This window comes from Streptomyces sp. NPDC050564 (assembly GCF_044457265.1).
Taxonomy (GTDB): domain Bacteria; phylum Actinomycetota; class Actinomycetes; order Streptomycetales; family Streptomycetaceae; genus Streptomyces.
Window position 1 is genome coordinate 14,885 of record NZ_JBITGS010000008.1, and the last position, 26,894, is coordinate 41,778.

Annotated in this window: 20 protein-coding genes; 3 read left to right on the top strand and 17 right to left on the bottom strand. The window is 70.4% G+C overall.

Annotated features, from left to right (window positions below):
* Both ACIBK0_RS14375 and ACIBK0_RS14380 read right to left on the bottom strand, forming a co-directional pair.
* Complete coding sequence (locus tag ACIBK0_RS14375) at window positions 1-2,076, bottom strand: SpoIIE family protein phosphatase (protein ID WP_399079325.1); 2,076 nt, start codon at window positions 2,074-2,076, stop codon at window positions 1-3.
* Between the two features lie 76 nt (window positions 2,077-2,152).
* A complete protein-coding gene (locus tag ACIBK0_RS14380; RefSeq protein ID WP_399079327.1) occupies window positions 2,153-3,505 on the bottom strand; it encodes a DUF6777 domain-containing protein in 1,353 nt (450 codons plus the stop codon).
* A gap of 115 nt (window positions 3,506-3,620) precedes the next feature.
* Here ACIBK0_RS14380 and ACIBK0_RS14385 point away from each other — a divergent pair, with 115 nt between their 5' ends.
* On the top strand, window positions 3,621-5,051 hold the full coding sequence (locus ACIBK0_RS14385) for a lipase maturation factor family protein (protein ID WP_399079329.1): 1,431 nt from the start codon (window positions 3,621-3,623) through the stop codon (window positions 5,049-5,051).
* Window positions 5,052-5,147: 96 nt separating this feature from the next.
* Here ACIBK0_RS14385 and ACIBK0_RS14390 read toward each other — a convergent pair whose 3' ends face one another.
* The 8 genes from ACIBK0_RS14390 to ACIBK0_RS14425 are packed head-to-tail and all read right to left on the bottom strand — an operon-like array spanning window position 5,148 to window position 13,057.
* A complete protein-coding gene (locus ACIBK0_RS14390; protein WP_399079331.1) occupies window positions 5,148-5,987 on the bottom strand; it encodes an amidohydrolase family protein in 840 nt (279 codons plus the stop codon).
* Window positions 5,984-6,298 (bottom strand): L-rhamnose mutarotase, encoded by a 315-nt coding sequence (locus tag ACIBK0_RS14395; protein ID WP_399079333.1) that lies wholly within the window; start codon window positions 6,296-6,298, stop codon window positions 5,984-5,986. The genes ACIBK0_RS14390 and ACIBK0_RS14395 overlap by 4 nt, the downstream gene beginning before the upstream one ends.
* Window positions 6,295-7,281 carry an aldo/keto reductase gene (locus ACIBK0_RS14400; RefSeq protein ID WP_399079335.1) on the bottom strand — a complete coding sequence of 329 codons (987 nt, stop codon included), beginning with the start codon at window positions 7,279-7,281 and terminating at the stop codon, window positions 6,295-6,297. Before ACIBK0_RS14400 ends, ACIBK0_RS14395 begins: the two co-directional genes overlap by 4 nt.
* Window positions 7,278-8,051, bottom strand: a complete 774-nt coding sequence (locus ACIBK0_RS14405) for an SDR family NAD(P)-dependent oxidoreductase (protein WP_399079337.1) — start codon at window positions 8,049-8,051, stop codon at window positions 7,278-7,280. The genes ACIBK0_RS14400 and ACIBK0_RS14405 overlap by 4 nt, the downstream gene beginning before the upstream one ends.
* Window positions 8,048-9,403, bottom strand: a complete 1,356-nt coding sequence (locus ACIBK0_RS14410; RefSeq protein ID WP_399079339.1) for an L-fuconate dehydratase — start codon at window positions 9,401-9,403, stop codon at window positions 8,048-8,050. Before ACIBK0_RS14410 ends, ACIBK0_RS14405 begins: the two co-directional genes overlap by 4 nt.
* A gap of 60 nt (window positions 9,404-9,463) precedes the next feature.
* The gene (locus ACIBK0_RS14415) at window positions 9,464-10,498 is read right to left on the bottom strand and encodes an ABC transporter permease (protein ID WP_399079341.1); all 1,035 of its coding nucleotides are present in this window, start codon (window positions 10,496-10,498) and stop codon (window positions 9,464-9,466) included.
* The gene (locus ACIBK0_RS14420) at window positions 10,491-11,984 is read right to left on the bottom strand and encodes a sugar ABC transporter ATP-binding protein (protein WP_399079343.1); all 1,494 of its coding nucleotides are present in this window, start codon (window positions 11,982-11,984) and stop codon (window positions 10,491-10,493) included. The genes ACIBK0_RS14415 and ACIBK0_RS14420 overlap by 8 nt, the downstream gene beginning before the upstream one ends.
* Entirely contained in the window at window positions 11,981-13,057 is a 1,077-nt protein-coding gene (locus tag ACIBK0_RS14425; protein WP_399079345.1) for a sugar ABC transporter substrate-binding protein, read from the bottom strand. Before ACIBK0_RS14425 ends, ACIBK0_RS14420 begins: the two co-directional genes overlap by 4 nt.
* Before the next feature lie 195 nt (window positions 13,058-13,252).
* Between ACIBK0_RS14425 and ACIBK0_RS14430 the strand changes: the two genes are divergently transcribed.
* Window positions 13,253-13,954 (top strand): FadR/GntR family transcriptional regulator, encoded by a 702-nt coding sequence (locus tag ACIBK0_RS14430; protein ID WP_399079347.1) that lies wholly within the window; start codon window positions 13,253-13,255, stop codon window positions 13,952-13,954.
* 437 nt (window positions 13,955-14,391) lie between these two features.
* Here the strand turns inward: ACIBK0_RS14430 and ACIBK0_RS14435 are convergent, their stop codons facing one another.
* The 6 genes from ACIBK0_RS14435 to ACIBK0_RS14460 all read right to left on the bottom strand — a co-directional run bounded on the left by ACIBK0_RS14435 (window position 14,392) and on the right by ACIBK0_RS14460 (window position 23,953).
* The gene (locus ACIBK0_RS14435) at window positions 14,392-17,409 is read right to left on the bottom strand and encodes an alpha-mannosidase (protein WP_399079350.1); all 3,018 of its coding nucleotides are present in this window, start codon (window positions 17,407-17,409) and stop codon (window positions 14,392-14,394) included.
* A 29-nt stretch (window positions 17,410-17,438) separates the two neighbouring features.
* Window positions 17,439-19,445, bottom strand: coding sequence for an endo-beta-N-acetylglucosaminidase (locus ACIBK0_RS14440; protein ID WP_399079352.1), 2,007 nt, complete (start codon window positions 19,443-19,445; stop codon window positions 17,439-17,441).
* A gap of 55 nt (window positions 19,446-19,500) precedes the next feature.
* Window positions 19,501-20,733, bottom strand: a complete 1,233-nt coding sequence (locus tag ACIBK0_RS14445) for a glycosyl hydrolase (protein ID WP_399079354.1) — start codon at window positions 20,731-20,733, stop codon at window positions 19,501-19,503.
* Window positions 20,734-20,768: 35 nt separating this feature from the next.
* A complete protein-coding gene (locus ACIBK0_RS14450) occupies window positions 20,769-21,674 on the bottom strand; it encodes a carbohydrate ABC transporter permease (RefSeq protein WP_399079356.1) in 906 nt (301 codons plus the stop codon).
* A complete protein-coding gene (locus ACIBK0_RS14455; protein WP_399079358.1) occupies window positions 21,671-22,576 on the bottom strand; it encodes a carbohydrate ABC transporter permease in 906 nt (301 codons plus the stop codon). The genes ACIBK0_RS14450 and ACIBK0_RS14455 overlap by 4 nt, the downstream gene beginning before the upstream one ends.
* Before the next feature lie 87 nt (window positions 22,577-22,663).
* A complete protein-coding gene (locus ACIBK0_RS14460; RefSeq protein ID WP_399079360.1) occupies window positions 22,664-23,953 on the bottom strand; it encodes an ABC transporter substrate-binding protein in 1,290 nt (429 codons plus the stop codon).
* Window positions 23,954-24,174: 221 nt separating this feature from the next.
* Here ACIBK0_RS14460 and ACIBK0_RS14465 point away from each other — a divergent pair, with 221 nt between their 5' ends.
* Complete coding sequence (locus ACIBK0_RS14465) at window positions 24,175-25,218, top strand: LacI family DNA-binding transcriptional regulator (RefSeq protein WP_399079362.1); 1,044 nt, start codon at window positions 24,175-24,177, stop codon at window positions 25,216-25,218.
* Between the two features lie 102 nt (window positions 25,219-25,320).
* Here the strand turns inward: ACIBK0_RS14465 and ACIBK0_RS14470 are convergent, their stop codons facing one another.
* Window positions 25,321-26,892, bottom strand: coding sequence for an alpha-L-fucosidase (locus tag ACIBK0_RS14470; protein WP_399079365.1), 1,572 nt, complete (start codon window positions 26,890-26,892; stop codon window positions 25,321-25,323).
* Window positions 26,893-26,894 lie beyond the last annotated feature (2 nt).

A 26,894-nucleotide genomic window follows, 5' to 3' on the forward strand; every position in this document is an offset into this window, starting at 1 on the left:
TCACATCCGTTCCGGAACGATGAACTCGCACCACACGCACTTGCCGCCGCCGCGGGCCTCCACGCCCCAGACGTCGGTCAGCCGGTCGACGAGGAGGAGGCCGCGGCCGGACACCCCGGACTCGCCCGCCTCGCGGCGGCGCGGCAGGGCGCTGGAGGAGTCCTCGACCTCGGCGCGCAGTCTGCGGTCGGAGCCGGCGAGGACGCGCAGGGTGACGATGGCGGAGCCCTCGGTGTGCATCAGGGCGTTGGTGATCAGTTCGTCGGCGACCAGCTCGATCTCGTCCGCGCGCCCGCCGGCGCCCCAGGCACGGACCGCGGCGCGGATCATGTGGCGGGCCTCGGTGAGCGCCTCGGGGTCGCCGGGGGCGACGTGCTGCTGGAGCCGTCCGCCGGCCTGCCGGGTGGTGGGGCCCTGGCGGCGCAGGAGCAGCAGCGCCACGTCGTCGTCTCCGCCGCGCTCCTCGGCCACGTCGATGAGCCGGGCGGCGAGGTCGCGGACGTCCTCGGGGCCCGAGCGGATGAGCCCCTTGAGGGTGTGCATGCCCTCGTCCAGGTCGATGCCGGGCTGTTCGACGAGCCCGTCGGTGAACAGCAGCAGGGTCTGGCCCGGATCGAGCTCGACGGTGTCGACCGGGTATTCGAGGCGGCCGAACTCGGCGGACAGCCCGAGCGGCAGACCTCCCTCGACGGCGAGTCGACGGCAGGTTCCGTCGGTCTGCCGGATCAGTGGGTCGATATGGCCGGCGCGGACCAGCTGGACCACTCCGGTGGACAGGTCGGCCTCCGCGTACAGGCAGGTCGCGAAGCGGTCCGTGTCGAGTTCGTCGAGGAACACCGAGGCGCGGGCCATCACGGTGGCCGGGGTGTGGCCCTCGGCGGCGTAGGCGCGCAGCACGATGCGCAGCTGGCCCATGACGGCTGCGGCGTGCGTGTCGTGGCCCTGGACGTCGCCGATGACGGCGCCGACCCGGCCGCCGGGCAGCGGTATCACGTCGTACCAGTCGCCGCCGATGTCCCGCCCTAGAGAGGCGGAGCGATAGCGGACGGCGATGTCGGCATCGGGAACGCTGGGGATGGAGCGCGGCAGCATGGCCTGCTGGAGGCCCTGGGCGAGATCCTTCTCCTGCTCGTAGAACATGGCTCGCTGAAGGCTCTGCGCGATGCTGCTGCCGAGCGCCACGAGGACATTGCGCTCCTCCGCCGAGAAGCCCCGCCGGTCGTTGTAGAGCAGGCCTATCGCGCCGATGGGTCGGGCCTGCACGATGAGCGGCATATACGCGGCCGAGGTGATGTTCAGATCGGTGATGTTGGGCCACAGCAGGGGGTACGACGCCGCGAACTCCTCCGGCGACTCGATGAAGTGCGGCGCGAGGGCCCGTACGACCTCGTTCATCGGGTACTTCGCGTCGAGGCGGGTGACCCGGGTGCCGGGTACGTAGCTGTCTGCCGGGCCCGTGGCGATCATGCGGATGCGGCCTGCCTCCACCAGCCCCATGACGAGGCTCGTCGCTCCCAGGTGGGTGAGGCCGTGGGTGTCCTCCAGGACGTCGATGACGTCCTGGACGGTGCGGGCGTGCGCGAGCGCCGCCGTGGTCATCTGGACGACGTTCGTCTGCTGGCGCCGGGCCTCGTCCTGGGCGGCCTGCTGGCGGCGCGCCGCACTCTCGCTCAGCTCGTCCGTGGCATCGCGGACTATGCCGATGATCCGGCGCGGCTTGCCGGTCTCGTCGCGCCGGATGTAGCCCTGGGTGTGGGTCCAGCGCAGGGAGCCGTCGCGGCGGCGGACGCGGAAGTACGCTCCGTAGTTCTCGCTGCCGTCCTTCATGGCCTGGGACACCACGGCGTCGAGTCGGTAGCCCTCCGCCCGGGGCACCCGTACGGTCAGGCTCTCGGGGTAGCCGTCGTATTCCTCGGGGCGCAGGTCGAAGATCTCGTGGGCCTGGGCGTCCATGTGGAACAGACCGGTGTTCAGGTCCCAGTCGAAGCTGCCCATGCGATTGAGCGCCAGGATCGGATCCGGGTGGGCCGGCCAGTCGTCCGGGAGTGACAGGGCGCTTGGTCCCCGATCAACCATGGAGCCACCTTGCCAGGATTTGCCTGACTATTCGACTGGGGAGCCCGTCTCCGGGCTCCCCCCTCCGTGCCGTGGCTCAACTGTCGAAGACGTCGGTCGGGGCGTCGAAGATGCTGTCGGGGGCCGGCGACTCGTCGGGGATCAGACCGGCGCCATCGGGTACGTCGGGGCTGTCCGGGACGGTGTCGGGGCCGATGTCCTCGTTCCCCGTGCCGCTCGACCCGCTGGGCGGAGCGAGCGGAGACGTGGGCTCCTGGGACGCGGACCGGTCAGGTGCGGTCGTACGCGGCTGTGGAGCGGTGCTCTCGCCCGACGCGGTCCCGTCCGAGGGGGCCGGCGTGCTCACGGGCGTCGTCGTCGGCGGGGCCGTGGCCGTGTCCGTGGGGCACCGCGAGTGCTCTGCCGCCGGGTCCCCCGAAGCGTCGGTCGGCTGCCCGAGCCTCGCCGCGTCGAACCGCGGGGCCCCGGAGTCGTCGGTCGCTCCCGGGGCGGTCTCGGTCGCTCCCGGCGTGACGGGCACCGTCTGCGTGGGCGTCACACAGTCGGGCTCCGATGCGTGGGGCCGCGGGCTCTTCATGGTCGTCGAGGCGCTGGGCAACGGGTGGTCCGGTTTCCGGGGCCGCGTCCAGTCGTCGGACGGCGGCACGGCGTGGTCGTGGTGGCCGTCGTCGCCGATCCTGCGCTCGAGCCAGGTGTTGTCGACGATGTCGATGAGCGTGATGTCGGTGATCACGGTGGGCGCCGGGGTCACCACGACGACCTGGGAGGGCTGATATCCCGACCAGGGCCGGCCCTGAGTACCCGAGTTCCCCTGGAGCGCGGCGGGCGGGCTCAGTGGGTTGCCGCAGGCGCAGCGGACACGGGGCATGCCCAGGTTGTCGACGAGGACGGCGGTGCCCGCCTGGAGCACGGACTGATAGCCGGACGCCCGGCCGTTGCTGAACCCGTGGTTCGTGACCAGCGTGTCGGCACGCAGGACGACCGAGGTCAGACCATGCAGGTAGTCCGGGATGGAGGCCTGGGAGATGCCCACGGTCTGGGCGAAGGCACGAGCCTTGCCCCGGTCCGCGGCCAGAAACCGGATCTGCTTCTCGCTATCACAACTGCCGACGTTCTGGGTGCCGCCGTAGAGGCCCGGCGTGGAACCCGAGATGGCACGCAGTCCCTGCGCGGCGGAGCGGCTCCCGGTGGACTGCGGCTGCGGCATTCGGGTGACGGTCGGCGGGGTCGCCGTGGAGTCGGTGAAGGGGTCGGGCCCCTGCGCCGCGACGGGCTGGAGCAAGACCTCGCCGCCCGATCCGCCGGACGCCACCTGACCCTTCTGGTGGTCGCCGACGCACCCGGCGACGAGGAGCGCCGCCGAGAGCACGCAGGCCATGACGAAGGTTCTGGTGGGTATCTGCACCACTGTTCTGGCGGTTTTGCGCACCACGTTCTCCCGTTCATCCCGGGCAATTCGTCCACTATTGTCTGCGTCGCCCAGTTGGCTTACGCAAGCGGAGGCGGTCACCCAACGTCACAATGGGAGGGAGAGGAGCACTGCTGTGGACTGGTTCACCGCCCCCGAGTACTGGCTGAGCCGGTTGGTCTTCCAACGGGCGCTGGCCGTCGTGTACCTCTTCGCGTTCCTGGGCGCGGCGCTGCAGTTCCGCGCGTTGATCGGGGAGCGCGGGATGCTGCCGGTCCCCCGCTTCGTGGAGCGCGTTGCGTTCCGCCACGCGCCGAGCGTGTTCCATCTGCGCTACTCGGACCGCTTCTTCGCCGCCTGGGCCTGGACGGGCTGCGCGGTGTCGGTGGCGCTGATCGCCGGCCTGGACTCGCTACTGCCGCTCTGGGGCGGAATGTTGCTGTGGCTCGTTCCATGGGCGCTCTATCTGTCGATCGTCAACGTCGGCCAGACCTGGTATTCGTTCGGCTGGGAGTCCCTGCTCCTGGAAGTGGGCTTCCTCGCGGTCTTCCTCGGCAACGACGAGGTGGCCCCGCCGATCGTCGTCCTCTTCCTGCTGCGCTGGGTGCTGTTCCGCGTCGAGTTCGGCGCCGGGATGATCAAGATGCGGGGCGACGCGTGCTGGCGGAAGCTGACCTGCCTGTACTACCACCACGAGACACAGCCGATGCCGGGCCCGCTGAGCTGGTTCTTCCACCACCTCCCGAAGCCGTTCCACCGCATGGAGGTGGCCGCCAACCACGTCACCCAACTCGTCGTGCCGATCCTGCTGTTCACCCCGCAGCCGATCGCGACGGCCGCCGCGTCGTTGATGATCCTCACCCAGCTGTGGCTGGTGCTGTCCGGCAACTTCTCATGGCTGAACTGGATCACCATCGTGCTGGCCCTGTCGGCTGTCGAGATCCCGACCGCTCCCCCGCACGTGGCCGGCCCACCGCTCTGGTACGAGGTCGTGGTCCTCGCCGTGGGCACGGGCCTACTGGCCCTCAGTTACCGCCCGGCGCGCAATCTGCTCTCCCGGCGCCAGGTCATGAACCGCTCCTTCGACCCGCTCCACCTGGTGAACACCTACGGAGCGTTCGGCAGCGTCAGCCGCGTGCGCTACGAGGTGGTCCTCGAGGGCACGGCGGACGCCATGCCCTACGAGGAATCGGAGTGGCGGGAGTACGAGTTCAAGGGCAAACCGGGCGATCCACGGTACTGGCCGCGCCAGTTCGCTCCGTACCATCTGCGACTCGACTGGCTGATGTGGTTCGTGGCACTCTCCCCGGCGTACGCCGGCACGTGGTTCACGAGTCTGGTGGAGCGGCTCCTGGAGAACGACCGCGACACGCTGCGGCTGCTGCGCCGCTCCCCGTTCCCCGCCGACGCCCCGCCGCACTACGTCCGCGCGCGTCTCTTCCACTACCGGTACACGACCTGGCACGAGCTGCGGGAGACGGGCGCGTGCTGGCACCGGACGTACGTACGCGACTTCCTGCCGCCGACGCGGCTGGAGACGGCGGACGAGCGTCGCATTCCGTACTAGTGCCCGAGCAGGCGACGTTCGCCCCGTCCAAACCTTTGCTGACGCGGCACTAGACGGTCCCCGAGGCGCCGGAGCCGTGGCAGGGAGCCGCGTGTGTCAGAGGCCGTAGACGCGGGTGGCGGTGCCGGAGAAGACGGCCTCCCTGGCGGTGTCACCGAGACCGGCCGTCAACTCCTCAGTGGTGCTGACGACTTGCCCGTACGCAGCCGCCAGCGTGCACACCGGCCAGTCGGACCCGAACATCAGCCGGTCGGGGCCGAAGGCCTCCAGGACCGTGTCGGCGTACGGGCGCAGTGTGTCGGTCGTCCATGCGGCGAGGTCGGCCTCGGTGACCAGGCCCGAGAGTTTGCACACGGCGTTGGGCAGTGCGGCGAGCGCCCGGACGTCCGACGCCCACGGTTCGAGTTCGCCCGAGGCGACCGGCGGCTTGCCCAGGTGGTCCAGGACAAAGGTGAGTTCGGGCAGGACGGCGGCCGCCTTGGCACAGGCCGGGAGCTGGTGCGGCACGACGACCAGGTCGTAGACGAGCCCTGCCTCGGCCACGGCGGCCAGCCCCCGGCGTACGTCCGGGCGCAGCAGCCACTCGGGGTCGGTCTCGCCCTGGACCTGGTGGCGGATGCCCTTGAGGTACTCGCCACCCGGCAGCTCCCGCAGCCGCGCCAGCTCGTCGGCCACCTCCGCGCGGGTCAGATCGGTCCACCCCACGACTCCCGCCACCAGCTCGCTCTCCGTCGCGAGAGCGAGGAACTCGGGGGTCTCCTCCGGGACGGTGATCGTCTGCACCAGGATCGTCCGGTCCACCCCGGCCTCCCGCGCTCGCGGTGCGAGATCCGCGAGGGTGAAGTTCCGTCGCAGGGGCCGCAGTTCGGGCCCGGTGATCCAGTCCTGGTCGCGGACGGAGAGGTCCCACACATGGTGGTGCGCGTCCACGCTCACGGCAGCTCCCACACGACCGGCAGGCCGGCGTCCGCGCCCTCGTCGGAGTAGTCGTGGACGACGTCGAGGAGTTCGGCCATGCGGGCCTGCCAGGCGATGTTGACCGGCAGCTTCTCCAGTTCGGCGAGCATCCGCCCGTAGTCCTCGCACTCCAGGACGTGGAAGAGATCGGTGCCGCTGCGCCAGATGGTCCAAGAGGTGGCTCCGGCCGCGCGGATCGCAGCGGTCAGCTCGGCCGGGACCTCGCGGTGCGCGGCCTCGTACGCCGCGACTCGGTCCGCGCGGACCTTGGTGTGCAGCGCGACTCTCATGAGGGCTCCTGTACGGGTACGGGGGCAGTGGCGGGCAGCAGTCCTTCCGCGAGCAGTTCCACCCAGAACTCCGAGGGCACCGGTGTGGCGAACTGCTGTACACAGTCGCGGACCTCGTCCGCCGAGCGGGAACCCACCAGCACGCTCGCGACGGCCGGGTGGGCGGCCGGGAAGGCCAGGGCGGCGGCGCGCAGCGTGGTGCCGTGCCGCTCGGCGACAGCCTTCAGACGCAGGGCCCGGTCGAGCAACTCGGTCGGTGCGGCGGCGTAGTTGTACGTCGCTCCGGGCCGCGGGTCCGCCAGCAGCCCGGAGTTGAAGGCGCCGCCGATGACGACGGACGTACCGCGTTCCTGGGCGTCGGGCAGCAGCTCGGTCAGTGCCCGATGGTCGAGCAGCGTGTAGCGGCCCGCGCACAGCACCACGTCGACGTCCGTCTCGCGGACGAAGCGGGTGAGCATCTCGGCTTGGTTCATGCCCGCGCCGATCGCGCCGACCACGCCTTGCGAGCGAAGCTTCTCCAGGGCGGGGTAGCCCTCACGGAAGGCCTGCTCGGCGTGGTCGTCCGGGTCGTGCAGGTAGACGACGTCCACCCGGTCCAGGCCGAGCCGTTCAAGGCTGGCGTCCAGGCTACGGCGCACGCCGTCCGCGCTGAAGTCCCAGACGCGGCGGTGCGTGGCGGGCACGGCGAAGCCGTCGGCCAGATCGTCCCCGCCCGCGTCCGTGGGCTCCAGGAGGCGGCCCACCTTGGTGGAGACGGTGTACTCGGCGCGGGACCGTTCGCGCAGGGCCGCCCCGAGGCGCCGCTCGGAGAGGCCGATGCCGTAGTGCGGCGCGGTATCGAAGTAGCGGATGCCGCCGGCCCAGGCCGCGTCGAGCGCCTCGTACGCCTGCTCGTCGCTGACCGCGGTGAACAGGTTGCCGATGCCCGCGGCGCCGAAGGACAGCTCGCTGACCTCGACACCGCTTCTGCCCAGCGTGCTCACTGGCCCACCGGTCGCAGCCGCAGCCCCTGCATGCCGCCGTCGACGGCGAGCGCCGTGCCCGTGGTCGAGCCGGACAGCGGGCTCGCCAAGTAGGCGATGGCGCCCGCGACTTCGGCTGCCGAGACGAGGCGGCCGGTGGGCTGGCGGCCCTGAAGCGCGGCGCGTTCGGCGGCCGGGTCGGGGGCCGCGTCGAGCAGGCGGCCGACCCAGGGCGTGTCGACCGTGCCCGGGTTGACGCAGTTCACCCGGATGCCCTCGCGGACGTGATCGGCGGCCATGGCGAGGGTCAAAGAGAGGACCGCGCCCTTGGAAGCCGAGTACAGGGCGCGCTGGGGCAAGCCGGCGGTCGCGGCGATGGAGCACGTGTTCACGATCGCCGCGTGCGCGGACTCGCGCAGCCGGGGCAGGGCGGCCCGGGCGGTACGGACCATGCCGAGGACGTTGACGTCCAGGACCCGGTGCCACTGCTCGTCGTCGTTGTCCTCGACGGTGCCCTGCGCGCCGATGCCCGCGTTGTTGATCAGTACGTCGAGACCGCCGAGGTCGGCCACCGCCGCGGCCACCGCCGAGCGCACGGACGCGTCGTCGGTGACATCGGCACGGTAGCCGAGCAGCGGCTTCTCGACCGACGAGGGGTCGAGGTCGAGGACGGCGACCTGCGCGCCGCGCGCGGCGAGGAGGTCGGCGGTGGCCCGGCCGATGCCGGAGGCGCCGCCGGTCACCAGCGCCTTGAGTCCCTCGAAGTCCTGAGCGCCCTGAGCGTCCGTCATGCCGCCTCCCCCTTCTGGTCGGCGAGTGCCTGCTGGGCGAGGTCAGCGGCCCAGAAGGTGCCGCCGGGGTAGGTGAACTCAGCGATGGACTCGGGCCGCATGGTCGACGAGAAACCCGGTGTGGAGGGTGCCATGTAGTGACCCTCGCGGATCACCACCGGGTCGCGGAAGTGGTCGTGCAGATGGTCGACGTATTCGATGACCCGGTCGTCGGTCGCGCCGGACAGCGCCACGAAGTCGAACATCGAAAGGTGCTGCACGAGTTCGCACAGCCCGACACCGCCGGCGTGCGGGCAGACGGGCACGCCGAACTTGGCCGCGAGCAGCAGGATGGCGAGGTTCTCGTTGACGCCGCCGACACGGGCCGCGTCGATCTGCAGGACGTCGATGGCACCGGCCTGGAGCAGCTGCTTGAAGATGATGCGGTTCTGTACGTGCTCGCCGGTGGCGACCTTGATGGGGGCGACGGCCTTGCGGACGGTGGCGTGGCCGAGGACGTCGTCCGGGCTCGTCGGCTCCTCGATCCAGTAGGGCCGGAACTCGGCGAGCGCCTGCGTCCAGGTGATGGCCTCGTCGACGTTCCAGCGCTGGTTGGCGTCGATGGCGATGCGGATGTCCGGGCCGACCACGGAGCGGGCGACCCGGCAGCGGCGTACGTCGTCCGCCAGGTCCGCGCCCACTTTCAGCTTGATCTGCTTGAATCCGTCGGCGACGGCCTCGGCGGCCAGACGGGTGAGTTTCTCGTCGCTGTAGCCGAGCCAGCCCGGCGAGGTGGTGTACGCGGGGAAGCCCTTGGCCCTCAGGATCGCGGCGCGTTCGGTGGCCCCCTCCTTGCCCCGCCGCAGCAGGTCCAACGCCTCGTCCGGCGTGAGCGCGTCCGTGATGTAACGGAAGTCGACCTGGCGCACGAGCCATTCGGGCTCGGCGTCGGCGAGCAGCTGCCACAGCGGCTTGTGCGCGCGTTTGGCGGCCAGATCCCACACGGCGTTGACGACGGCGCCGATCGCCATGTGCATCACGCCCTTCTCGGGTCCGAGCCAGCGCAACTGGCTGTCGCCGATCAGGTCGCGGCCGAGGGAGCCCGGGTCTGCGCACAGCTCGTCGACGGACCGTCCGACCACATGCCCCCGCAGCGCGGCGATCGCGGCGACCTGGACATCATTGCCCCGCCCGATGGTGAAGGTGAAGCCGTGCCCCTCGGGGAAGTCGGCGGCGTCGGTGCGCAGCACGACATAGGCCGCCGAATAGTCGGGGTCCGGGTTCATCGCGTCGGAGCCGTCGAGCTCGCGCGAGGTGGGGAAGCGGATGTCGTAGGTGTCGACCGCGGTGATACGGGCGGCAGTTGGGGACACGGGAGGCCTTTCGGTCCGGGACAGGGGGTACGGAAGGGTCCGTACGCGAGCGAAGGGAGGTCAGTCCTGGGCGCGGCCGGTGGTCACGCGGGCGATCATCAGGGCGACCAGGATGATTCCGCCGTAGATGGCCTGGATCCAGAAGGACGGCACCTGGGCGAGCGTAAGCAGGTTCTGTACGACACCGAGCAGCAGCACGCCGGTGAGGGCGCCGAACATGGTGCCCTTGCCGCCGTCGAGGCTGATGCCGCCGATGACCGCCGCCGCCATCACCGTGAAGATCATGTTGTTGCCCTGGTTGGCGCTGATGGCGCCGACGTAACCGGTCTGCATGATCCCGCCGACGGAGGCGAGGACGCCCGCGACGACGGACACCCCGAGCACCACCCGGTCGACGCGGATGCCGGCCGCGCGGGCCGCCTCCGCGTTGCCACCGATCGCGTACAGGGCGCGGCCGATCCGGTGGTACTTGAGGATCAGCCCGGCGACACCGAAGGCGATCGCGGCCAGCCACACCGACAGCGGGACGCGCAGGAAGGTGGTGGTGGCCAGCGAGAAGAACGCGTCGGGCATGCCGAAGAGCGTCTTGCCCTTGGTGGCGCCGACCAGCAGCCCGCGCAGCACGATCAGCATCGCGAGGGTGACGATGAAGGCGTTGAGCTTGAACTTCACCACGAGGATGCCGTTGAAGGCGCCGATGACTCCGCCCACGACGAGGACCGCGAGGAGGGCGAGCGCGGCCGGCCATTCCGTGCCCCAGCCGGACTGCGCGGCGGGCAGGACCAGCAGCGCGCCGACGGCGGGCGCGATGCCGACCACCGACTCCAGCGACAGATCGATCTTGCCGGTGATCAGCACCAGCGCCTCGGCTAGCACCACCATCGCGAGCGCCGCCGAGGCGCCCAGGATGGAGATCAGGTTCCGCTCGGTGAGGAACGAGTCGTTGACGATCGCGCCGAGCACCAGAAGCACCAACAGGGCTGGCACGAGGGCGAGTTCGCGGGCGCGGCGGAGCAGCACGGCCTTGGCGGCACGCGCGTCGGGCGCGCGCACGGAGGTGGGTGTCGAGGCCGACGGGGCCTTCGTGTCAGCCATGGTCCACTCCTTCGATGGAGGCGATCAGCTCGTGGTCGTGCCAGCCCGCCGGGTGCTCGGCGACGACGCGGCCGTGGAAGAGGACGAGGACCCGGTCGCAGCGGCGCAGGTCGTCGAGTTCGTCGGAGACGACGAGTACGGCCGTGCCGTCCTCGCGGGCACTGTCCATGCGCGAGAGCAGGGACTCCTTGGACTTCACGTCGACGCCCGCGGTGGGGTTGATGAGGACGAGAAGGCGCGGATCGGAGGCGAGGGCGCGCGCCATGACGACCTTTTGGGCATTGCCTCCGGACAGGTCGGAGACCGGCTGTTCGGGGCCCTCGGTGTGGATGTCGAGGCGCTCGATCAGCTCGGCGGCGAAGCCGCGTTTGCGGTCGGTGCCGATGAACCCGTAGCTGCCTAGCCGGTTCAGGACGCTCATGGTGGCGTTGTCGCCGATACTCATCGCGGAGACGAGACCCTGGTCGTGCCGGTCGCGCGGAACACAGCCGACGCCGGCCTTGAGCGCGGCCTGCACATCGCCGAACGGGAGCCGCTCGCCGTCGAGTCGGGCGGTTCCGCCGGTCGGCGTGTGCAGGCCGGCGAAGGACTCGGCCAGCTCGATCTTGCCGCTGCCGCTGGAGCCGGCGAGACCGACGACCTCACCGCTGCGGACGGTGAGGTCAATGCCGTCGTACGCGTCCGAGGTCAGTCCCTCGACGTCGAGCATCACTCGCGCGTCCGCGGCCACGGACGTGCGCGTGGCCGTGTGCTCGGCGATCGACTCCCCGGCCATCGCCTCCACCAGCGCCGGGCGCGGAAGATCCGCGACCGGGGCGGTGGTGATCCAGCGGGCGTCGCGCAGGACCGTCACCGTCTGGCACACCTCGTACACCTCCTGGAGGTGGTGCGAGATGAACAGGAAGGTGACGCCGGACTCCTGGAGCGCGCGCATCCGGGTGAAGAGCCGCTCGATCTCACGGTTGTCGAGCTGAGCGGTCGGCTCGTCGAGGACGATGAACCGGGCGCCGAAGCTCAACGCCCGGGCGATCTCGACCATTTGACGGTCCTCGACCTTGAGGTCGGCGGTCCGCGCGTCCGGGTCGACCCGCACGTCCCAGGTCTCCAGGACCTCGGCCGCCTCGGACTTCAGCCGGCGCCAGCTGATGAAGCCGCCCCGGCCCACCGGCTGCCGGTTGATGAAGAGGTTCTCGGCGACCGTCAGCTCCGGTACGACGGTGGGCTTCTGGTAGACGCAGGCCACCTTGCGGCGCCAGGCGTCGCGGTCGGTGAGCGCGGGCGCGGGCTCACCGTCGAAACGGACCGTGCCCTCGTCGGGGGCCTGGAGGCCGGTGAGGATGGTGACGAGGGTGGACTTGCCCGCGCCGTTGCGGCCGACGAGGGCGTGCGACTCGCCCGGCAGGACGGTGAGCCGGCCGTCTTGGAGGGCGACGGTGGGGCCGTACCGCTTGGCCACCCCCCGCGCCTCCACCAGTGGTGTACTCATTTGACCGTGTTGCCCCAGAGCTTGGAGTCGTCCACGTTGTCCTTGGTCACCAGCGGCGCGGGCAGCTGGTCCTCCAGGATGCCGCTGGGCAGCTTGACGATCTCGGAGTCGTGGTCGGTCGGGCCGGGCTTGAACGTCTTCCCCTGCATCGCGGCCTTGATGTAGTACATGCCGTACTGGGCGTAGGCGTCGGCGGGCTGCGAGACGGTGGCGTCGATCTCGCCCTTGCGGATGGCGTCGAACTCCTGCGGGATGCCGTCGTTCGAGACGATGGTGATGTGGCCCGCCTGGCCGGTCTTCTTCAGCATGCCCTTGGACTTGAGGGTCTGCAGGGTGGGCGCGAGGTAGACGCCGCCCGCCTGCATGTAGATGCCCTTGATGTCGGGGTTGGCGTTCAGGAGGGTGTCCAGCTTGGAGGCCGCGGTGTCGGACTCCCACTTGGCCGGGATCTCCAGGACCTTCAGCTTCGGGTAGTTCTTCTTCACGCAGGAGCGGAAGGCCTCCGAGCGCTCACGGCCGTTGACGGACGCGAGGTCGCCCATGATCTGCACGACCTTGCCGGAGCTGATCTGCTTGCCGAGGTACTCGCAGGCCTTCTCGCCGTACGCGACGTTGTTGGCCCGTACGACCATGGCGACCTTGCCCTTCTCGGGCGCCACGTCGACGGCGACCACGGGCACGCCCTTGCGCTCGGCCTGGTCGAGGCCCGCGGCGATCGCGGCGCTGTCCAGGGGGGCCACGACGAGGCCCTTCACGCCCTGGTTGAGCTGGTTGTTGATGTCGGTGATCTGCTGCGACGGGTCACTGTTGGAGTTGACGGTCTTCAGCGCGTCCACGCCCTCGGACTTCGCCATCTTCGGGACGTAGTCGTTGTACGACTGCCAGAACGGCGAGGTCAGCAGGGGCAGGATCACCCCGACCTTGCCGGTACCGCCGCCTCCCCCGCCACCCGAGGCGACGGTGTCCTTGGTGCTGCCGCATGCCGTGAGCACGAGGGTCACGCAGGCGGCCGCAGCCGCCGCACGCACCGCCCGCGACGAGATTCGCCTGTTCCGCACTGTTCTGCCGGCCATCTGACGGCTCCTCATTGAGCGTGATCGAGCAGGACGCGTGGCCGGAGGTCCCTCTTCCGACCGGGACGAATATTTATCAGACCACTTCCCCCTCACAACACCCTCCGACGCCAAATTTTCCTACTTCCAAGCCATAGTGGTCCGACCACTCCGGTCGTTAGACTGCGGCGCACCCGACAATCAGGAGGAAGTGGCGTGGACGAGCCGGCCCCGCAGAAGGGCACCGTGACGCAGCGCGCCATCGAGCGGATCAAGGCGATGATCGGCGAGGGCCGCCTGGAGCCGGGGCAGCGGCTGCCGACCGAGCGCGATCTGGCGGCCCAGCTGGGCATCTCGCGCAGCTCGATGCGCGAGGCGATCCGTGCGCTCACGGTCCTCGGTGTCCTGGAGGCGCGGCACGGATCGGGCATCTACGTCACACAGCTGGAGGCCGGCGACCTCCTTGAGACCTTCGGTGTCGTGGCCGATCTCTCGCGTGGCCCACGCCTGGTCGAGCTGCTGGAGCTGCGCCGGATCCTGGAGTCGACGGCGACCGCGCTGGCCGCCGCGCGGATCACCCCCGACCAGCTCGCCGAGGTGGAGAAGCATCTGACGGCGATGAACGCGACCGACGATCCGGAGCAGATCCTCGCGCACGACCTGGCCTTCCACCGCGAGATCGCGGCCGCCGCGGGCAACGACACGATGGCGGCCATCCTGGAGGGCCTCTCCTCACGCACCTTCCGGGCCCGTGTCTGGCGCGGCTACCAGGAGGAGGGCGCCTTCGAGCGCACCCGGCGCGAGCACGCGGCGATCCACCGAGCGCTGGTCGCCCACGACCCGGAGGCTGCGCGCGCGGCGGCGGCCGCGCATGTGGGTGAGGTGGAGGAGTGGCTGCGGACCCAGCTCAAGGCGTAGGTGCTCCCGCCGCAGCGGGCGGGCCGTCAGCCGCTCGAGCCGCGGGCCCACGGCCACTCCGGCCGCGGTGGGCTCGCAGCCGCCCATGCCTGGGGGTCAGAGCCGCCCCAGCCGTGGAACGTCCACAGCCGCCCAAGCGCCGGGACCACCGCCGCCCAGGCCCTGGGTCCACAACCCCTCCAGCCGGGGGGGGGCTCGCAGCCGCCCAGGCCCTGGGTCTACAGCCCCTCCGGCCGTGGGGGGCTCGCAGCGCTGATGGCTCGGGGCTCGAAGGCGCTCCCGCCATAGTGGGGCCGCAGCCATCAAGGTTCAGGGCTCGCGGTCGCGCCCGCCGTAGGGGGCCCGCAGCCGCTCATGGCTCGGGGCTCAGAGGTGCCCGCGCCTCAGCAGGGCCCGCGGCGGCTCATGTCGCCGCGGGCCCGCAGCCGTGCCGTGTCTCAGGCGCGCTTCAGCCTGAGCGTCACCAGTTCGAACGGGCGCAGCGGCACCGTGACCCGGTCGCCGTCCCGGAGCGGCGCCGCCGCCCCGGCGAGCGGCCGCTCCAGCAGGTCGGTCACCGTGACGGCCGCGATCTCGAAGCCCGCGGTGAGTGCGGCCCGCGTACGGCCGCCGTGGGACTCGTGGAAGCGGACCACCACGTCACCGCTGCCGTCGTCGGCGAGCTTGACCGCCGTCACGACGACCGCGTCCTGGTCCACGGTGACCAGCGGGGCGACCTCCCGCGAACCGGTCACCCGCCGTTGCGGCAGATTGATCCGCCACCCCTCGCGCACCGCGTCGCCGATCGCCGCGCCCGGCACCAGGGCGTGCCGGAAACGGTGGACGCCCTGGTCGGTCTCGGGGTCGGGAAAGCGCGGGGCGCGCAGCAGCGAGACACGCACCGTGGTGGTCGTACCGGAGTCGGTGTCGCGTACGGTCCGGGTGACGTCGTGGCCGTACGTCGAGTCGTTGACCAGCGCCACGCCCCAGCCGGGCTCCTCGATGTGCACGAACCGGTGGTTGCACGCCTCGAACTTGGCCGCCTCCCACGACGTGTTGGTGTGGGTCGGCCGGTAGAAGTGCCCGAACTGGGTCTCGGATGCGTACCGGTCGGCATGCACGTCGAGCGGGAAGGCGAGCTTCAGGAACTTCTCGGTCTCGTGCCAGTCCACCTCGGTGTCGATGCCGAGCCGTCGCTCGCCCGGCGCGAGCGACAGCACCTGAGTGACCCGCGACGCGCCGAAGGACCGTACGATCCGGACCGACGCGCCGTCCTCACCAGGCACGATCTCATCCGCGTCGACCAAGTCGGTGACCGTGTTGCGGTAGAACTCGTCCACGTCCCAGGCGTCCCACATGTTCGGGAAGTCGGGGTGGATCTGCAGCAGGTTGGCGGCCTGTCCGGGTGCAACGGTCTCGCGGCCGACGCCGAGATCGTACGCCGAGACGACCAGCCCCCGCGCGTCGATCTCGATGCGCAGCAGACCGTTGTCGAGGACGTAGCCCCCGTTCACGCGCGGAGCGAGCGCGGCCTCGCCCTCGACGAGGGGCGTACCGGCACCGCCGGCGGGCACGCCCTCCCGGCGGTGCGGCGCGGAGTTGAACAGCAGTGCCGCCGAGCCCTCGCCGGCCAGCGCACGCTGGGCCGCGTCGATGATGCCGTCCAGTTCCTCGGCGACCTTCTCGTACGTCCGGCGCGCCTCCCGGTGCACCCAGGCGATGGACGAACCGGGCAGGATGTCGTGGAACTGGTGGAGCAGGACCGTCTTCCAGATGCGGTCCAACTCCTCGTACGGATAGGGGAATCCGGTTCGTACGGTCGCGGTCGCCGCCCACAGTTCGGCCTCGCGCAGGAGGTGTTCGCTGCGCCGGTTGCCCTGCTTGGTCTTCGCCTGGCTGGTGAGCGTGGCGCGGTGCAGCTCCAGGTACAACTCGCCCACCCACACGGGCGCGTTGGGGTATTCGGCCTCCGCCTTCTCGAAGAACCTCTCGGGGGTCTCCCACACCACGGTCGCGGAGCCTTCGAGGTCGCGGAGCCGGCCCGCCTTGGCGATCATCTCGCGCGTGGTGCCGCCGCCTCCGTCACCCCAGCCGGTCGGCGCGAGGGAGTGCCGGGCGACGCCCTTGTCCTTGAAGTTGCGCGCGGCGTGGGCTATTTCGCTGCCCTTCATGGAGCAGTTGTAGGTGTCGACGGGCGGGAAGTGCGTGAAGATGCGGGTGCCGTCGATGCCTTCCCACTGGAAGGTGTGGTGCGGGAACCTGTTGGTCTGCGACCACGAGATCTTCTGCGTGAGCAGCCACTTGGAGCCGGCCGCCTTGACGATCTGGGGCAGCCCGGCGGCGAAGCCGAAGGTGTCGGGCAGCCAGGCCTCGTCGTTCTCGATGCCGAACTCGTCGAGGAAGAACCTCTTGCCGTGCACGAACTGACGGGCCATCGCCTCCGAGCCCGGCATGTTCGTGTCCGACTCGACCCACATGCCACCGGCGGGCACGAAGCGCCCGTCGGTCACCGCCTTCTTCACCCGTGCCCACACCTCGGGCCGGTGTTCCTTCACCCAGGCCCACTGCTGGGCCTGGGACATGGCGAAGACGAAGTCGGGCTCGTCCTCGATCAGGGCCGTCATGTTGGAGGTCGTGCGCGCCACCTTGCGGACGGTCTCGCGCAGCGGCCACAGCCACGCCGAGTCGATGTGCGCGTGTCCGACGGCGCTGATGCGGTGAGCGGAGGGGACAGCGGGCACGGACAGGACCTCCGCCAGGAGCGCACGGGCCGCGGCCGCCGTGCCGCCCACGTCCTGGAGGTCCACCGCGTCCAGGGCGCGCTCCACGGCCCGCAGGATGTCCCAACGCCGCGCCGACTCCACCGGCAGCTCGGCCATCAGCTCGCCGAGGACCTCCAGATCGATGACGAGCTGCCACACGGTCTCGTCGAAGACCGCCAGGTCCATGCGTTCCAAGCGGTACTGCGGCGCACTGCCCGCCGTCTCCTTGTCGCCCAGCTGCGTGGGCAGGAACGGGTGGTAGTCCAGGATCACCGGGTTGGAGGCCGCCTCGATGTGCAGCCGGACCTGCTCGCCGCCCTCCACCGGGGCGCCGATGCGCACCCACTGGTTGCGCGGGTTGAGGCCCTTCACCGGAGTGCCGTCGGGCCGGTAGACCAGCCCCTCGCACTGGAACCCGGGCATGTTCTCGTCGAAGCCGAGGTCCAGCAGCGCCTCGACGGTCCTGCCCGCCCAGGCCTCCGGCACGGTCCCGGTCACGCAGAACCAGCTGGTCCCCCACGGAGCACCCCAGCGCGCGCCCACCTCGATCGGCTCCGGCGCGGCCGCGAGCCCTTCGGCGACCGGCACGGGCTCGCCGGGCGCGTGCCACACCGCCACGTCCAGCGGTACGGACTCGGGGTACACGGCGGGGCGTATGCGCTCGTCGAGGACGCGCTTGAGGCGGGCTTCGACCAGGGTGCGGTCGTCATGCATGAGAGTGCTCCGTGGGGTGAGGGTGCGGGCTACCAGGTGTGGGTGGTCGTGGCGGGCGTCGAGACGGTGAACAGCTCCCCCACCGCGCGCAGTTCGAACCGCGCGGCCGACTCGCCCTGTTCGGGGGCGAGAGCACCGACGTAGAACGCGTGCTGGCAGGTGCCGCCGAGGAAGCGGCGTGTGCCGTCGGGGAGCGTCCGGTACAGCTCGTAGTGGCGTACGGGGCCGGGGGCGCCCTGCCACGCGAAACGCAGGTTGCCTCCGTCGGCGTCGGTGATGCGCAGGTCGGTGGGGGCGGCGGGGTTCACCACCGCGTCCCGGACGGCGAGCCCACCGAGGCGCCAGCGCACGGGCCCGGTGGTGGCGGTCAGCCGGACGCCGATCGCGCGCACGCTCCCCGACAGACCCGTGAGCCGGACGGTGGAGGTCTGCCAGCCGTTGCCGGAGGTCGCGGTCACCGGGAAGTACCTGTACGGCGGCGCGCCACCCGCGGCGCCCGGCTCGGCAGTGGCGACGGCCAGCTCCAGGGACACGCTGCCCGCATCGGTACGGTGGGTCAGCTCGACCACCGTCTCCGCGCCGAGCGGCAGCCGCGTCGCGTACAGGTCCAGCGTGGTCGGCGCGTCGAGAGCGCCGTCGACCAGGAGACTGCTGCCGCCGCGCCAGGCGTCGGCGAAGTCGAAGGTGACCAAGGGGCGCCCGCCGGTGGTGCGTACGACCCAGCGGCGGGACGGCAGCCGGTCCTGGAGGCCCAGGTGGTTCCATGCGGTGTCCGAGGTGGCCTTGCCCTTGTCGTACCACTTCAGTCCGTGGCCCGTGTTGAAGGAGCTGGCGAAGGGCACGGCGGTGACCGTCGAGCGGTCGGCGACGGACACGGCGGGGGCGCGCCAACCGGTTGTCGTGTCCGGCTTGGCGGGGTCGAGCGAGGCGCCGGTCCAGAACTTGTCGTCGGCGGCGTGGAAGTCGCCGGGCGTGCGGTTCGCGGGGAGGTGGTTGCGGGTCCACTCGGGCCGGTAGAAGCCGATGGACGTGACGTGAGCCTTGGTGGTCGGCACGATGGCGTCCCAATTGACCGAGGTGTTCGTGCCGTTGGCCTCCACGTCGACGCCCGCCCACAACTCGTAGCGGCTGCGACCGAGTTGCTGGGCCGTCGTCCCGGAGGAGGCCAGGCTGCTCGGGGACCAGCGGAAGTCGATGAACATGGAGTCGGCGGCCTGGAAGAAGGTCTTGTTCCGGTTGTTCAGCGCCCCCTGCCAGCTCACCGATCCGTTCACGGTCATCGAGTCGTACCAGGTGACGCGCTGCCCCTTCGCCGCCCCGAGCGTCTTCAATGTGCGCAGGAAGCCGAGCATGTCGGTGGCGAGCGCGGTGTTCCCGCCGTCGGTCTCGGCGTTGATGAACCAGCCGTCGAAGCCGTACGCCGCGGCGACGGCGACGAGTTGCGCGGCGAGCGGGTAGTGGCCGGTGGAGTCCTTCTGGACCAGGTCGCGGGTCCACTGGAGCCGGCCGCCGTAGGCGACGGGTGGCAGGAAGACATTGCCGAGGACGGGTACGCCGTGCCGGTGGGCCGCGTCCACGATCGGCGCGTTCGGCGCGAGGATCAGGCCCTCGCCGGACGAGCCGCCCCAGAAGACCAGTTCGTCCACGTAGGCCCAGTGGGTGAGGGCGTAGTAGTCGGCGGTGGGCGCCCCTTGCGAGGGGTTGCTCGACGTGGGGCCGAAGGAGACCAGGGACTGGATGCGGGCCTGCCCGGAGCGGGCCGTGGTGTTCGCGGGGGTCGGCGTGAAGCGCGCGGCGAGCGGCACCGACGCCGCGTTGAACGCGAGGTCCGCGTCGCTCTCGGCACGCCAGGCCTTCAGGCTGCGCCAGGTGATGCCGGTGCCGGGTGTGCCAGAGGGCAGTGATTCGGGGTACCAGTAGGAGGCGTAAGGCTGCAGGTCACGGGTGGCCGCGGCCGCCGTACCCGACAGGCCGGGGACGAGTCCCGCGGCGACGCCGGCTCCGGCGAGCAGGACGCTGCGTCTGCTGAGGTTCACTGTGTGCTCCGTATCGTTGGGGGACGGACTACGGTGCTTTCGGTGGTGCCTGCGGTCATTGGGTGACCTGTTCAGGGGTGACGACCTCGGTGATGCCCCGGGCCTCGCGGTGCTCCTTGTCGTCGGCGCGGCTCGCGAGAACCGTGGTGGGACGGGCCCCCTCGGCGGTCAGCCGGGCGAAGGCCTCGAAGACCGTGCCGCCGGGAGCACAGACGGAACGGCCCGGCCCGGTGTCGACGACCAGCGCGGTGGTGCGCGTGGCGGGCGCGTGGGGCCGGCCCTCCTTGACGATCCGGGCGATCGCCTCCCCGGCGGGCTTGGTCTGCCGGTCGCTGGTCAACAGGCCGAGGCTGTACTCCAGTTCGGGGAAGTCCGCGAGGTCACGGCTGACGTCGTGCGAGCACCACCAGGTCACGCCCCACATGTCGGGGCAGTCGAGGGCGTTCGCCACGGTCGCCTCCGTGAAGGCGGCCGCGTGCTCGGCCGGGATCAGGGGGGCCGGGGCGCCGACCTCCTGGAGCCAGACCGGGCGGTGCGGGTCGTCCGCCCAGGCCTTGGACAGCTCGATGAGGTACGCGGCGTGGTGTTCGGTGGCGACGCCCGTACGGCCGTGCCGCTGCGCCGTCCCGTTGAACACCCACGAGTGCACGGCGGTGACGGCGCCGAGCCGGGCCGAGTGCTCGGGCGTGAACGGCTGGTCGTCCTGGTACCAGGCGGCGTCGTACGAGGCGTGCAGATGCAGCTTGCCGGGGGCGCCCTCTTCGCAGGCGGCGAGCAGACGCCGAAGCCACGCCTCCGCCTGCTCCGGTGTGATGCGGTCCGGGTCGGGGTGCGGCCCGGCGGCGAATTGGTTGACCTCGTTCCCGAGGGTCATACCGATGAAGTTCGGCCGGTCGGCGAGCGCCGCGGCGAGGGTGCGCAGGTACGCGGCCTCCGCCTCGACCACCTGCGGATCGGTGAAGATGTTCCGCCGGTGCCAGGTCTGCGTCCACGCGGGCAGGAAGTCGAAGCTCGACAAGTGCCCTTGCAGTCCGTCCACGTTGACGTCGAGCCCGCGTTCGGCGGCCGCGTCGGCGAGTGCGACGAGTTGCTCGACGGCTCGTGGGCGGATCAGGGTGCGGTTGGGCTGGAAGTAGGGCCACAGCGGGAAGACCCGGATGTGGTCGAGGCCGAGCGCGGCGATCGAGTCGAGATCGGCGCGCACGGCGTCGAGGTCGAAGTCGAGCCAGTGGTGGAACCACCCTTCGCTGGGGGTGTAGTTGACGCCGAAGCGCACGGCAGTGGGCATGCGGGGTCCTTGCGAATCGGAAGTACGGGGAGGGGTCAGCCCTTGACGGCACCCTCGCCCACGCCGCGGAAGAAGTACCGCTGGAGACAGGCGAAGAGGGCTATCAGCGGCGCCACGGCGATGATCGTGCCCGCGGCGACGAGCCGTTCGTCATTGGCGAAGGTCCCGTGCAGATAGTTGAGTCCGATGGTGAGAGTGAACTTCGACGGGTCACTGAGGACGATCAGCGGCCACAGGAAATCGTCCCAGGCACCCATGAAGGCGAAGATCGCGACCACGGCGAGGGTGCCCCGCACCGATGGCAGCGCGATCCGCAGGAAACGCTGCCAGGCATTCGCCCCGTCGACGAAGGCGGCCTCCTCGATCTCGTACGGGAGGTTGAGGAAGGCGTTGCGCATCAGCAGCACGTTCATGGCGCTGATGCAGGCGGGCAGCACGACACCGATCAGTGTGTTGTTCAGACCGAGTTCCCGCATGGTTGTGAACTGGGCGATGATGATGCTCTCTGCGGGCACGAGCATCGCCAGGATGAAGACGAGTGTCGCGACGCGCCGGCCACGGTAGCGCAGCCGGGCCAGTGCGTAGCCCGCGAGCGCCGAACCGACGCAGTTCGTCACGACGTTGGCCGTGGCGACCTTCAACGAGTTGAGGGCGTAGTCCCAGACCGGAATGGTGTCGGCAACTCGCTTGTAGTTGTGCAGAGTCGGCTCGTCCGGCAGGAACGTGGGCGGCGAGCTGAAGATGTCCTCGTGCGACCCCTTGAGGGACGTCGACAGCTGCCACAGGAACGGTCCGACCGTCAGTGCGAGGACGGCGAGCAACAGCAGGTAGCGCAGGGCGAGTTCCCAGGCGCGGATGCGGCGGCCGTGCTCGTCGGCGATGCGGGGCTCCCGCGCGGCCGTCGGACGCTCCACCGGTCGTGTCTTCTCGGCGACGCTCACGCCTCCTCCTTCCGGTCGGCGCGCAGCACCAGCAGCATCAGGACGACGGTGACGACGAAGACGACCACCGAGATGGCGGATGCGTAGCCGACGCGGCCGGTCAGGCCGGTGCCGGTGCGCTGGACGAGCATCACGAGGGTGGTGTCCTCTCCTGCCGGGCCGCCGTCCGGGCCCGCCATCAGGTAGACCTCGGAGAACACCTTGAAGGCGGAGACCGAGGAGAGCGCCCCTACCAGGACCATCGTGGAGCGCACGGCGGGCACGGTGACCGTGAAGAAGCGACGCACCGCGCCGGCGCCGTCCACCATGGCGGCCTCGTGCAGCTCGCGCGGCACGTTCGCCAGCGCCGCCAGATAAATGATCATGTAGTAGCCGAGGCCCCGCCACACCGTGACGGCCATGGCGCTCAGCAGAAGCAGCCACTGGTCGCTGAGGAAGCCGACCCTGCCGACGCCGATCGTCTCCAACAGCGAGTTCACCAGGCCGCGTTCGTCCAGCAGCCACACCCAGATGAGCCCGACCACGACGATCGACGCGACGACCGGGGTGTAGAAGGCCGACCGGAAGAAGGTGATGCCGGGGATGTTCTTCTGGACCAGCAGGGCGAGCAGCAGCGGCAGCAGGACGAGCGCGGGGACGACCCCGAGGACGTACAGCGTGCTGTTGCGCAGCCCGATCCAGAACATGTCGTCGTGCAGCAGCTCTCGGAAGTTGTCGAGGCCCACGAATGTGCCCGGGATCAGGGTCCGGCGGTCGGTGAAGGCGTTGACCAGCGTGGAGACGAACGGGTACAGGATGAAGATGCCGGTGATCACCAGCCCGGGAGCGGCGAACAGCCAGGGGCTGGCGGGCAGGTGGCGCCGCACCCGCAGGGGACGCGGCGTCCGTGACGGGCGCCCCATCCCCTGCGGATGCCGCACCCCCGACGGACGCCGCACCCTCGACGGACGCTTCACCCCGGCAGCGGTGGAGGAACTCGCCATGTCGGATCAGCCCTGCTGCTGGAGGAGCCGGTCGCAGGCCTTGACAGCGTTGTCAAGAGCCGCCTTGGGGCTTTCCTTGCCTTGCAGCGCCTTGGCCACCTCGTTGCGCAGCGCGGTCTTCATCTGCTCGCTGAACAGGACCGGGGTGTAATTGACGGCGTTCTTCAGAGACTTCGCGGCCGCGATCCGCACCCGCGTCTCGTCCGTCCCGTCCTCCTTGGTGAAGTACGGGTCGTCGAGTGATCCGGCGGTGCTCGGGAAGATCGCCACCTTCTTGGCGAACGACATCTGGTTCTGCGCGTCGGTGACGTAGTGCGCGAAGGCGACCGCGGCCGGGGTGTGCTTGGTGCGCGAGTTGACCATCACGCCCATCACATACATGTTCACCTTGCCGGTGCTGGTGATCTGGTCCGTGATGCCGATGTTCTTGTACAGGTTCGGCGCCTGCTTCTTGAAGTTGCCGAGGTCCAGGGCGCTGCCCGGGTTCATGGCGACGGCCTCGGTGAGGAACTTCTTGCCGGACGACTCCGGGGTCGCGGTCAGCGCCTGCGGGTCGAGCGCCTTGGCGTCGTACAGCTCCTTGTACTTGGTGAGGAGTTCGACCCCCTTGGCATCGTTGAAGGCGAAGCCGGTGCCCTCCTTGTTCATCAGCTCGACGCCGTAGCGGCCGAAGTCCTCGATGGTGGGCACATTGGCGAGCGTGGCGACCTTGCCGTTGCTCTTCTTCGCCAACTGCAGGGCGTCGGCGAAGAGTTCGTCGTACGTCGTCGGCGGCTTGGAGGCGTCGAGTCCGGCCTGCTTGAAGAGGGACTTGTTGTAGAAGAGCGGGCCGGTGTTGAGGTACCAGGGGAAGGCGTACGTTCCCGTCATGCCCGGGATCTGGTGGCTTGCCCAGGCGCCGTCAAGGTACTCCTTCTTGTACTGCGCGGCCGCCTTGTCGAGGTCGAGCGCCAGGCCTGCCTTGGCCAGCGGTGCGACCAGGTCCGGGGAGACGTTGACGACATCCGGCAGGGTGCCGCCCGCCGCGTCCGCGCTGATCTTGTCGGCGTAGCCCTCGGCGGGCTGGTCGATCCACTTCACATGGGTGCCGGGGTACTTCTTCTCGAAGTCGGCGATCACGCCCTCGAAGTACGGCTTGAAGTTGGCCCTCAGGTTCCAGGTCTGGAAGGTGATGTCACCCTCGACCTTGCCAGAGGCGTCCGTCGAACCGCCGCCGTCGTCACCGGAGCCGCAGGCGCTCAGCGGCAGGACGAGGGCGACGGCGGCGGCGACTAGTGCTCTGCGGGGTATGGGCACGGTGACACGGCTCCCTTGCGGCGTCGGCGAGTGGTGGCGCCAGCGACCATGCCCGCCGTGCTCGCGGAAAGTCAATGGATTCGTTCCAGCTAATTGAATCCGTCTAGCATTAGTGCAGGTCAACGCCGTATCCAAGGACACTTGCAGATCAGGACTAATGCGCTTTAGGGTTCTATCACTCAAGCGCATTAGTACTCAGCTCGGAGAAATGGGGAGCCAACGTGCCAGCCAAGCGGTCTCCCGCGCGCCGGCCGACGATGAAGGACATCGCGCGGCGCGCCGGGGTCTCCGAGAGCGCGGTCTCCTTCGCGCTCAACGACCGGCCCGGAGTCTCCGAGGTCACCCGCGACCGGGTCCGCCGGGTCGCCGAGCAGCTGGGCTGGCGGCCCAGTACGGCGGCCCGCCAGCTGTCCGGCGAGGGTGCGGCCACGGTCGGTCTGGTCGTCGCGCGCCCCGCCGACACGCTGGGCGTGGACTCGTTCTTCCTCCAGCTGATCTCCGGCATCCAGGAAGTGCTGGCGGAGCGTCACCTCGGGCTGCTCTTCCAGGTGGTCGAGGACGTGGACGCGGAGTGCGCGGTCTACCGGCGCTGGTGGGCCGAGCACCGCGTGGACGGCGTGCTGGTCGTGGATCCGCGCGTCGACGATCCTCGTCCGGATCTCCTCGACGAGCTGGGCCTGCCCGCCGTGGTCACCGGCGGTGCGCCGGACGCCCGGCATCCCGGGCTGTCCATCGTCTGGGCGGACGACGCGGGCGCGATGGCCGCGGTCGTGGACGAGCTGCACTCGCTCGGCCACCGCCGGATCGTGCACATCGCGGGCCTGCCGGGTCTCGCCCACACCGAGCGCCGGATCCGCACCCTGCGCGCGGAGGCCGAGCGGCGGGGTCTGACCGAGGTGCGCTCGGTGCCGACCGACTACTCGGACGCGGAGGGCGCGGCCGTCACGCGCCGTGTCCTGGAGAGCGGCACACCACCCACCGCGCTGGTCTACGACAACGACGTGATGGCCGTCGCCGGGGTCGCCGCCGCGACGGAACTGGGCTTCTCCGTGCCGGGTGATGTGTCCGTCGTGGCCTGGGAGGACTCCGTCCTGTGCCGCATGGTCAAGCCCTGGCTGTCCGCGCTGTCCCGCGACACCGTGGAGTTCGGCCGCACGGCGGCACGGGAGCTGATCGTGCTGCTGGACGGCGGCCCGGCGCGGACGGTGCAGGTGCCGGTGCCGCGGTTGATCGAGCGGGACAGCACCGGGCGCTGCGGGGCGTAATACGGCGGGCGTGGACGTCATCCGGCAGGGGTGGACGTCGTGTCCGACGTCCACCCCCATGACGGCGCCCGGCGCCGCCCGTCCCGGTCTTCCTCCCGGGCGTCAGACCCGTGAGCGGTAGAGCCCGAACTCCGCGATCCGCGCCGCGCTTCGGGTCTGCGTCACCCGAAGCCGCCATCGCCTCGCCCGCGCGGGCGCCGGCAGCAGCAGGATCCTGCTCGCCCCGACCGTCCCGGCCCCGGCCACTCGGGTCCAGGTGCCGCGGCTGTAGGCCTCGACGACGAAGCCCTCGACCTGCTGTCCGTGCCGGATGTCCTCCGCGAGCCGTATCCGGTCCACCTCCTGTTCGGCACCGAGGTCGACGGTGTAGACGGTCGAGGAGTCCCTGACCAGGCGACCGCGGGCGAGATCCTCCGGAAGCTCCCGGTCGACCCGTTCGCGGAACTCCCGCAGCCGGGCCACATCGGCGGCGTGCAGCAGCCCCTGGGTGTCCGGAGGAATGTTGAGCAGCAGCACCGAGTTGCGCCCGACCGACCGGAAGTAGATGTCGGTCAACTGCTTGACGCTCTTGGGCTGTTGGTCGGGGTGGTAGAACCAGCCGTCCCGGATGGACACATCGCACTCGGCCGGCCACCACTGCAGATGGTCGGCCACCGGGCGGGCAGCGAGCAGCGCCTCGCGGCTCCCCTCGTCGGGGGCGTCATAGGCCAGCGCGTAGTCCGTCCGCCCGTAGTCCTTCTCCTTGACGGGTATGACACTCCACTCGTCCTCGCGGGCCAGGCCGCCCTCGTTGCCGACCCAGCGCACATCGGGCCCCGACACCGCGATCGAGGCATCCGGCGCGAGGGCCCGCACCAGGGCGCACCAGCTGTCCCAGTCGTACTTCTCCACCTTGTCGGGGGGAATGCGTCCCTGGGCCCCGTCGAACCACACCTCGTCGATGGGCCCGTACTCGGTGAGCACCTCATGGAGCTGGTTGAGCATGTGGGCGCCGTAGTCGGTGGCCTGCAGCGCGAAGGACGGCTGATCCGCGCGGTTCTCCCCGGCGACGGGCGTGGGGATGGTGCGCTCGGAGCGGGCGCTTCCGTTGGCGTACACTCCGTGCAGGTACTGGTTCTCGTCGGCTGGTGAGATGTAGACGCCGACCTTGATGCCGTACCGGCGCATCGAGTCGGCGAACGAGCGCAGGACGTCGCCCCGTCCGGCACGCCAACTGCCGGCCGCCACCGAGTGGTTGGTATAGCGCGACGGGTAGAGCACGAAGCCGTCGTGGTGCTTGACGGTGAGGATCGCGAGCTTGAAGCCGCCGTCGCGCAGGGCGCGCGCCCACTGGTCGGTGTCGAGGCCGACGGGCTGGAAGACGTCGGGGTCCTCGTCACCGGTCCCCCACTCCAGACCGGTGAAGGTGTTCACGCCGAAGTGCAGGAAGGCGGTGCGCTCCAGGCGCTGCCAGGCGATCTGTCGGGCGGTGGGGCGGACGCGTGAGGCCTTGCGGACCAGTTCCTCCTGGCTGTCGTCGGGACTGACGGGGATGCGGTAGCCGTGCTCTTCCGGGAAGTGAGATGCGGCCGGTGCCGGCGGGCGGCCGCCGGACGCGGCGAGCGCGGTGGACGTACTGACGGACGCGGCGGTGGTGGCGGCCGCCGTGACGAACAGGCGTCTGGAGAGGGCCATGC